The organism is Novipirellula sp., assembly GCF_041583735.1.
Taxonomy (GTDB): Bacteria; Planctomycetota; Planctomycetia; order Pirellulales; family Pirellulaceae; genus Novipirellula.
The window spans coordinates 1-7,651 of the sequence record NZ_JBFHFD010000418.1 but is presented as its reverse complement, the minus strand read 5'-3'; the positions used below and the strand labels follow the sequence as shown (position 1 = coordinate 7,651).

General features: G+C 56.1%; 6 protein-coding genes and 2 pseudogenes. 5 read left to right on the top strand and 3 right to left on the bottom strand.

Annotated features, from left to right (window positions below):
* A pseudogene (locus tag ABX962_RS24485) lies at positions 1 to 265 on the top strand (glutamine synthetase); the annotation flags it as partial.
* A 222-nt stretch (positions 266 to 487) separates the two neighbouring features.
* The gene (locus ABX962_RS24480; protein WP_372723182.1) at positions 488 to 2,302 is read left to right on the top strand and encodes an AAA family ATPase; all 1,815 of its coding nucleotides are present in this window, start codon (positions 488 to 490) and stop codon (positions 2,300 to 2,302) included.
* Positions 2,303 to 2,476: 174 nt separating this feature from the next.
* On the opposite strand, the gene ABX962_RS24475 is transcribed toward ABX962_RS24480, so the two are convergent.
* The 3 genes from ABX962_RS24475 to moaA all read right to left on the bottom strand — a co-directional run bounded on the left by ABX962_RS24475 (position 2,477) and on the right by moaA (position 5,696).
* A complete protein-coding gene (locus ABX962_RS24475) occupies positions 2,477 to 3,553 on the bottom strand; it encodes a sugar kinase (protein WP_372723180.1) in 1,077 nt (358 codons plus the stop codon).
* 105 nt (positions 3,554 to 3,658) lie between these two features.
* Positions 3,659 to 4,474 (bottom strand): SDR family oxidoreductase, encoded by an 816-nt coding sequence (locus ABX962_RS24470; protein ID WP_372723178.1) that lies wholly within the window; start codon positions 4,472 to 4,474, stop codon positions 3,659 to 3,661.
* Between the two features lie 175 nt (positions 4,475 to 4,649).
* Positions 4,650 to 5,696, bottom strand: a complete 1,047-nt coding sequence (gene moaA, locus ABX962_RS24465; RefSeq protein WP_372723176.1) for a GTP 3',8-cyclase MoaA — start codon at positions 5,694 to 5,696, stop codon at positions 4,650 to 4,652.
* A gap of 129 nt (positions 5,697 to 5,825) precedes the next feature.
* Here moaA and ABX962_RS24460 point away from each other — a divergent pair, with 129 nt between their 5' ends.
* From ABX962_RS24460 to ABX962_RS24450, 3 genes and pseudogenes are all read left to right on the top strand, one after another.
* Positions 5,826 to 6,149, top strand: a complete 324-nt coding sequence (locus ABX962_RS24460; protein ID WP_372723174.1) for a zinc-ribbon domain-containing protein — start codon at positions 5,826 to 5,828, stop codon at positions 6,147 to 6,149.
* Positions 6,146 to 6,961: a biotin--[acetyl-CoA-carboxylase] ligase gene (locus ABX962_RS24455; RefSeq protein ID WP_372723172.1), complete on the top strand. Its 816-nt coding sequence runs from the start codon at positions 6,146 to 6,148 to the stop codon at positions 6,959 to 6,961. Before ABX962_RS24460 ends, ABX962_RS24455 begins: the two co-directional genes overlap by 4 nt.
* 316 nt (positions 6,962 to 7,277) lie before the next feature.
* Positions 7,278 to 7,651, top strand: a pseudogene (locus tag ABX962_RS24450) (hypothetical protein); the annotation flags it as partial.

Below are 7,651 nucleotides of genomic sequence, written 5' to 3'. Positions count from 1 at the left end.
GCCACGTATCAAGAGCCACATCGACGTTTACGGTGCGGACAACGATCAACGCTTGACCGGTCTTCACGAAACTCAATCGATCGACAAGTTCAGCTACGGTGTTTCCGACCGTGGTGCATCGATTCGTATTCCAATCGTGACCGTCCAAAAGGGCTGGAAGGGCTATCTCGAAGATCGTCGTCCAGCATCCAACGCTGACCCGTACATGGTTGCTAGTGCAATCATCACGACGGTCAAGAGCGCCAAGTTGCCCGTCGGCGCGTAAGCACGCCCGAGTCGGTTTGAAAGAAACGAAAGCCCGCCCGCATTGATTTGCAGGCGGGCTTTTTTCGTTTGCAAAGTCGCCCTTTTTCAGAGTCGCTCCGCTAGAAATTAGTCGTCGTTTGCCGCTCTGATTTCGGCGCCGTCAATCCGTCTGCATTGGTGTTTCGATTCCGCTAAGATGATTTGCAATCGGACTCCTCTCTCTTTGGATGCGAACAGATCTATGTCACGACTTTCGGATGACCAAATCATCGAATCGATTCGGCTTTATCGCGAAGCGATTCAGGAAACGAAGGCTTTGTATGTCGAAAGCGGCCAACGGGTTCGTGGTTCCTATGCATGGCTCGATGGCGAAGATGCGGACGCGGCGGCGATCGCCCAGCAGATGGATGATCTGCACCAAGGGTTGCTGATGAAAGTGTTTGCCGCCGTGGTCCCCACGACCGACAGTCGCACGATCGAGCAGCGTCAGCTCGGCCGTGTTTTGCTCGAACATCTGTGGGGCAAGTCCGTGATGGGGCATCAATTGCACGAGGCGGTCGATTGGCTGATTTCCGCTGCGGCGGACTTCCAATGGCAGGATCTCGTTCGTCCCTTCGCCGAGCTGGCACCCTTGCGAGATCGCTGGGGTGAGCTCGAGACACTCGTGATGCGAATGGCAAATTTGCTGGTTTCGGTCGACGGAGAAACGAGCGAATCGGATAACGCAAACCTTGCGACAATGCGTGCGCAGATGAAAGAGGTTGTCGGCGAATACGAGCCTGAAGAGCGGAACAGTCAAGCGGATACCGACGCCGCTCGCGATGCTCTGGTGTGGCTTCGTGAAGAAGCGGCAAGATTGCGCGGCGGTGCGAGTGTCACCGCAGCGGAGAAGCCGACGCCCACGGCGGGGCCGGGCGGTACGTCACCCACGTCGCCTCCCCTATCGGACGTTAAGCCAGCCTCGAAATCGGCGGAACCGGTCGATGAGCGAACTCCCGAGCAACGTTTGGCCGAAGCTCGAGCCAAGCTCGACCAACTGATCGGGCTTGATGCGATCAAGGACCAGATCCAAACGCTGACGAACTTTCTAAAGATGGAATCGCAGCGTGAGAAAGAAGGGCTGCCGATGACGCGGCCCAGCTTGCACATGGCGTTTGTTGGCAATCCAGGAACCGGTAAGACAACGGTGGCGAGGATCATCGCCGATATCTACGGGGCGCTGGGAATCTTGGAAAAAGGGCACCTCGTGGAAACCGATCGCAGCGGATTGGTCGCCGAATACGCGGGGCAAACCGGGCCGAAAACGAATGCGAAAATCGACGAGGCACTAGATGGCGTGCTGTTTATCGACGAAGCCTACACGTTGATTGACGAAGACGGACAAGACCAATATGGCCGCGAAGCAGTGCAGACACTGCTAAAGCGAATGGAGGATCAGCGGGATCGCTTGGTTGTGATCCTGGCGGGATATCCCGTCGAAATGCGAAAGATGATTCGCAGCAACCCAGGCTTGAGTTCACGCGTCGGGACGACGATGCACTTTGATGATTATCCACCCGAAGCATTGTGCCGGATCTTTGAGCTGATCGCGAGAAAGTCAAAATACGCTCTGCCAACCGAATCGCGGAGACGACTGCTTCGCGGGTTCACGTATTTGTACATCGCTCGGGATCGTCACTTTGGAAACGGACGCACGTCGCGTAACAGTTTCGAGCGAAGCGTCCGCCGCTTGGCAAATCGTTTGGCGACTTTGACCGAAGTGGATCGTAAGTTGCTGACAACGCTCGAGCCCGAAGACATCGAGGTTGCCGATTTAACACAAGGGCATCTTGCTGCGTTGGTTGCCGAGCCAGGCAATGTGCGGGTGCACTGCAAGCACTGTGACCAAGCGGTCGTGATTGACGACAAGCAGCTTGCGACGGAGATCAAATGCGAAGCGTGCAAGGAAATGTACGAAGCCGATTGGGGCGAGCCCGTTCTTGAGTTGCCCAAACCTGCCGGCGACACATCCAGCGACGGCGACGGTGACGGTGCCAAAGACGTGATCGTAAAGTAGCGAGGCGTCGCGAGCGGCTGTGTCATTGGTCGTGAAGGGATGTAGGGCCGGTTCCCACCGGCTATTTGCAAACCGGCCCTACGGCATCTCGAAAAAATGCACTAAAAAAGGCGAGGTTGCCAGCTTGTTTGCTGACGAACCTCGCCTTTGAATCTTCAGGTTGACGCTTGGCGTCTATCGTTGGACGCGAGCGTTGCCTTTCCAGATGCTCCAGACTTGGTCTTCATCGGCAGGTTGTCCGTAGTCGGTGTTCAGCGTTGCCGTTAGGGCGCCAGTGGCCCAGCCGAACTGCGAGCTCTTGTCTGCGTCCCAGCCTTTGAGCACGCCGTAAAGCAGCCCGCCGACGAAACCATCGCCGCCACCGATGCGGTCGAAGACGCCGATTTGGCGGGGCTCGATGACGCTAAATTCTTTGCCGTGCGAAACGATTGCGCCCCACATGTGCGAGTTGGCGCTCTCGACTTCACGAAGCGTCGTGGCGAACAGGGATGTATCGGGGTATTCCTGCTTGACGCGGTTGATCATGCCTTTGAAACCTTCGATTTTGGCGGCGATGCCCTTGCCGCCGGCCTCAGGGCCTTCGACGCCCAAGCACAACTGAAAATCTTCTTCGTTGCCGATCAGGATGTCCGACAGGCTGGCGATTTCTTTGAACTGCTTCGATAGCAGTTCCTCGCGGCCTTTCCAGAACGACGCGCGATGGTTGAGGTCGAAGGAGATGCGAGCGTCATTCTTTTTGGCGACGCGAGCGATCTCTAGACAGAACTCGCTGGTCTCTTCGGACAATGCCGCGATCAGCCCTGACATGTGAACGATCTTGGCACCCTCGTCGCCGAAGATTCGCTGCAAGTCGAAATCTTTTACGTTTAGCTTGCGTCCGACTTCGCCGGCTCGGTCGTTTTGAACTCGCGGTCCACGCGAGCCCCATCCGCTATCGGCCATGTTGATTTGGTGCCGCACGCCCCACGGCGTGTCTTGAGTGAACTCGGGGCCTTCGTAATCCATGTGGCGACGAGCCAAGTCGTCTTTAATGAACCGCGCGATGGGGCTGTCTTTGACGAATGCCGTCAAAATTTTGACGGGCATCCCGAGGAACGACGCGATGCTGCCGACGTTCGACTCCGCGCTAGTGCCCTGCATCTTGAAGGTGTCGCTGCAGTGAAACGGCTGGTGGTCAGCCGGCGTCAGCCGAACTCCCATGCTGGTGGGGATGACGAGAGAGTATTTGGCGTCGTTTCGAAGCTCAATCATTTGGGCGGCTCGTTGAGGGGGATGGGAAAGGAACCGGCATGGATGCCGACCACGTTCCTTGCGAACGCGGTTGCTAGGTGTGTGCTGGGATATGCGAACGGTTCGCTAAATGGTGACGGAGGCAAATCCACCATCAATGGCAATGTTTTGTCCGGTGACGAACGACGATGCCTTGCGGCTGGCAAGCCAAACGACTGCACCCGCCAATTCTTCGGCGCTACCAAAGCGCGCCATTGGTGTGTGGCCAATGATTTGACCGCCGCGTTCGGTGTAGCTGCCGTCTTCATTGAACAGCAGTTTGCGGTTCTGTTCCGCTGGAAAGAATCCGGGGCTGATCGCGTTAACACGCACGCCAGTGGTTGCCCATTCGCGAGCCAACCACAGGGTCAAGTTAATGACCGCTGCTTTGGCTGCGGAGTACGCGACGACTCGCGAAAGTGGGATCATGCCTGACATCGAGGCGATATTGATGATGCTGCCGACTTTCGCCTCGATCATGTCTGGAGCGAACACTTGGCACGGCAGCAGCGAGCCGCCGACGAGGTTCAAGTCGAACACGTCACGCCACGCTTCCTGAGGCAATTTGCAGAAATCGCCACCGGGTGGGATCGTGGCATCGGGACGGTTTCCGCCTGCCGCATTGACCAGCACCGAAGTCGGCGAGCCGGCCCACGCTTTGATCGCGTCGCGAGTCGTAGCAAGAGCGTTGGGGTCGAGGCTGTCCGCGGCAAAGAACTTTGCTTCGCCTCCGCCGTCAATGATCTTTTGAGCCCGGGCGTTACCGCGTTCGGGGTTCCGCCCCAATACAGCCACCTTGGCTCCATAAGCCCCGAGTGCCTCGGCCATCATGCCGCCAAGTTCGCCCGTGCCGCCAATCACTGCGGCCACATCATCGTCAAGTTTGAATATGTCTTTGTTCATGGTGAGATACTTTAATTGCTCGGTCGGTGTCAGAATAGGTGAGAGGGGGTTTTAAGATTTTGTCATCGGTATCGGTATGGGGACCATCGTTATGGGGAGGGAGGCGACGTGAGGAAAGGTGCTTTGGCGGCGTGCAAATCGACATGCAGTTTGGTGTTGGAACCGGTTTTGCTTTTTATCCACCGATCGAGTACATCGCCCGCGGCGGCGGCGAGAATCCATCGCCATCGATTCCATGGCTCGGTTTCTTTTGCCACACACAATCGCGTACGACTTGGATCAGTTGATCGTCGCTGGCACCACCGCGAAGCAAGTCGCGAATTGGCGATTCGTCACTTGCGAACAAGCAATTTCGGATCGATCCATCGGCGGTGATTCGCAGTCGGTTGCAGGCTTGGCAAAACGGCTGCGACACCGAGCGAATGATCCCGATCTCGGCGCCCGCGAATTTTCCACCCTCGGGCAAGCGAAATCGTTCCGCTGGCTGGGATGGCGTCTCACGTGGTTGCGCGATCAAGGTTCCAAAATGCTGTTCGATCAGCCCTAACAAGCGGTCGCCGTTTAGCACCGAGTCTCGTTGCCATGCTCGATCAAAATCGAGTGGCATGAACTCGATGAAGCGAATCACGACTCCTTTGGTGGCAGCAAACTCGATCAGCGAGACGAATTCGCGTTCGGTGATTCCCTGGATCGCAATCGCGTTTAGTTTGATCGACTCGAAACCGCATTGAATTGCCGCCTCGATTCCCGCGATCGTTTCGTCGAGCGAATCGCGGCGGGCCAGCTTTTTGAATTGCTCGCGATCAAGCGTATCGATGCTGATGTTCAGCCGTTTCAGTCCAGCGGCTTTTAATTTTTCGGCTTGTGCGGGCAGCAAAATCCCGTTGGTTGTCAGCGACAAATCGGTCAGCCCAGGAATCCCGCTGAGCATGGCAACAAAACGGTCCAATTCACGGCGGACCAGCGGTTCGCCACCAGTCAATCGAACATCATTGATGCCGCATCGGGTGACCAAAAGTTCAGTGAGTCGGTGCAGTTCTTCAAAGGTCAGCAGGTGATCGCGAGGCATAAACGTCGCGTCGAGTTCTGGCATGCAATAAGAGCAGCGTAGATTGCAGCGATCTGTAACGCTCAGTCGGGCGCTGGTGTGAACTCGGCCCAGCGAATCGGACAACGGTCGATCAGGCAGTCGCGATTCGGCTGGGGTCGAGTCTTGATTCATTACTTTGCCGGATGCCCGCGTGAATGACCGGAGAACGGCCCGATTTACAGCAGGCAGTGTATTCTTACGAGTGACAGCGGGGTTATCGGAATGTTCGTCACTCACTAATCTACACCACTTGGTGGTTCCTTGATTCCCGGCTTGTTTGGGAAAAATACCGGATTCCTCGATTGTTGCAGCACCGAAGTGAAAGACGATTCAACCTTTGCATGCCCTCACTGCGGCGCCGAGTTACCCGATCGAGCGAAGTTCTGTCGACATTGCGGCAGCAGTGATGAGGATGGGTGGAAGACAGAATCGGATGAAATCGATGCCGATGATGACTTTGACTACGACGAGTATGTTCGCGAAGAGTTTTCTGAAAATACCGTCGTCAGTTCGAAATTGAAAGCGTGGCAGATCGTGGTCATTCTGTTGATTTTGGCTTCGATGAGTTTATGGGTGCTCGGATGATTCAGGCCGATCAGGATGTGGACCCCAGTGGGATGCGAGTCGTGCAGTCGTTGTTGGACGATCGCATTTGTGCGTCAGCGGTGTATCGCCACAGCACGCCATCGACCAATTCCGATGCACTGAGCGAGTTGACGCAAGACAAAGTGTTACAGGATAGTTTGCCGCGACTGTACATTGCCGATCGTCAAACTGCGGGGCGAGGTCGACAAGGAAATTCGTGGCTTAGCAGTGACGATGCGTTGACGTTTTCGCTCACCGTTGCATTCGACTTGCTCGCCGCCGATCGACGGGGCCTGCTGTCGTTAGCCGCTGGATTGGCGACGGCGCGTGCGATCGAATTCTTGTTCGCGCCGGTGCGAGCGTACTTGAAGTGGCCCAACGATGTTTATCTCGCCGGCGGCAAAGTCGCGGGGGTATTGATTGAGACCAACCAAGCGACGCCCGACCGCGTTGTGATCGGAATTGGGGTGAATATCAACGAGCAACCGAAGATCGATACTCTTGGTGCCGCATCGCCGCAGTCTTTGTTTTCGGCCACCGGGCGTATGGCGACGCGGTTTGAGTTGTTCGATCCAATCGTCCGAGAATTAGTCGAGATCGTTGCGTCGATTGAAGAATCACCCAATGAGATTTTGGCCGAATTCCGGTCGCGATGTTATTTGACAAACAAAGGGATCACATTTCGTGATCGCGGCTTCGACAGCGAAGGCACCGTTGAGGGCATCGCGGATGACGGTGCGTTACTAGTCAGGACACTCGAGGGGCTCCGTCGCTGTGACAGCGGCGAGGTCCGCCTCGTTCGACTTCGCTAGTCTTTCGAAAGGCAAGCTCAAGCTGTTCCGCACCCGCGTCACCCTTCTTTCTTACCCAGGGACACAACGTGTTTCGCTCAGCATATTTCGCGCACGTCGTGGGCGAGGCAACAAGTCCTGGGACCGCTCCTTACGGGGACCGCTCCTTACGGGGACAGAGCTTAATTCCAGGGGGGCAACGATCCGACTGCACTCCTTCCCGAGGGACAGAGCCCAATTGTTGGGGGTTGACTTTTGATCAGTTCACGCGAAGGATTGATTGATAAGCTCATCAGTTCCTTCTGCCTGCAAACTCCTTCTGTCTGAACAAGGTGTGATGATGGCTCGTTTAACGCGATCGGAAGTTTTTGATCCCGACGAAATTGCAATCGCACACACCTGTAGTCGGACGGTCCGCCGGTGTTTCTTGATGGGCAATGATCCCTTTACCGGCAAAAACTTTGACCATCGCAAAGTTTGGATCGAGCAACACTTGATACAGTTCGCCCAGGCGTTTGGAGTTGATCTTCTTGGGTTCGCTTTGCTATCAAATCACATTCACTTGATTCTCCGTACACGGCCAGACGTCGTTGCCACCTGGAGCGACAATGAGGTCGCGCGGCGGTGGATGATGATTTGTCCGCATCGCCGAAGTTCTGATGGCTTGCCGCTTCCGCCAACCGAAGCGGAGATCCGCTCGATCGCGGGATG

Excerpts from the sequence above, each read along its gene's own strand:
- ABX962_RS24480 (WP_372723182.1), top strand. The coding sequence starts at position 488 with ATGTCACGACTTTCGGATGACCAAATCATCGAATCGATTCGGCTTTAT.
- ABX962_RS24475 (WP_372723180.1), bottom strand. The coding sequence starts at position 3,553 with ATGATTGAGCTTCGAAACGACGCCAAATACTCTCTCGTCATCCCCACC.
- ABX962_RS24470 (WP_372723178.1), bottom strand. The coding sequence starts at position 4,474 with ATGAACAAAGACATATTCAAACTTGACGATGATGTGGCCGCAGTGATT.
- moaA (WP_372723176.1), bottom strand. The coding sequence starts at position 5,696 with ATGAATCAAGACTCGACCCCAGCCGAATCGCGACTGCCTGATCGACCG.
- ABX962_RS24455 (WP_372723172.1), top strand. The coding sequence starts at position 6,146 with ATGATTCAGGCCGATCAGGATGTGGACCCCAGTGGGATGCGAGTCGTG.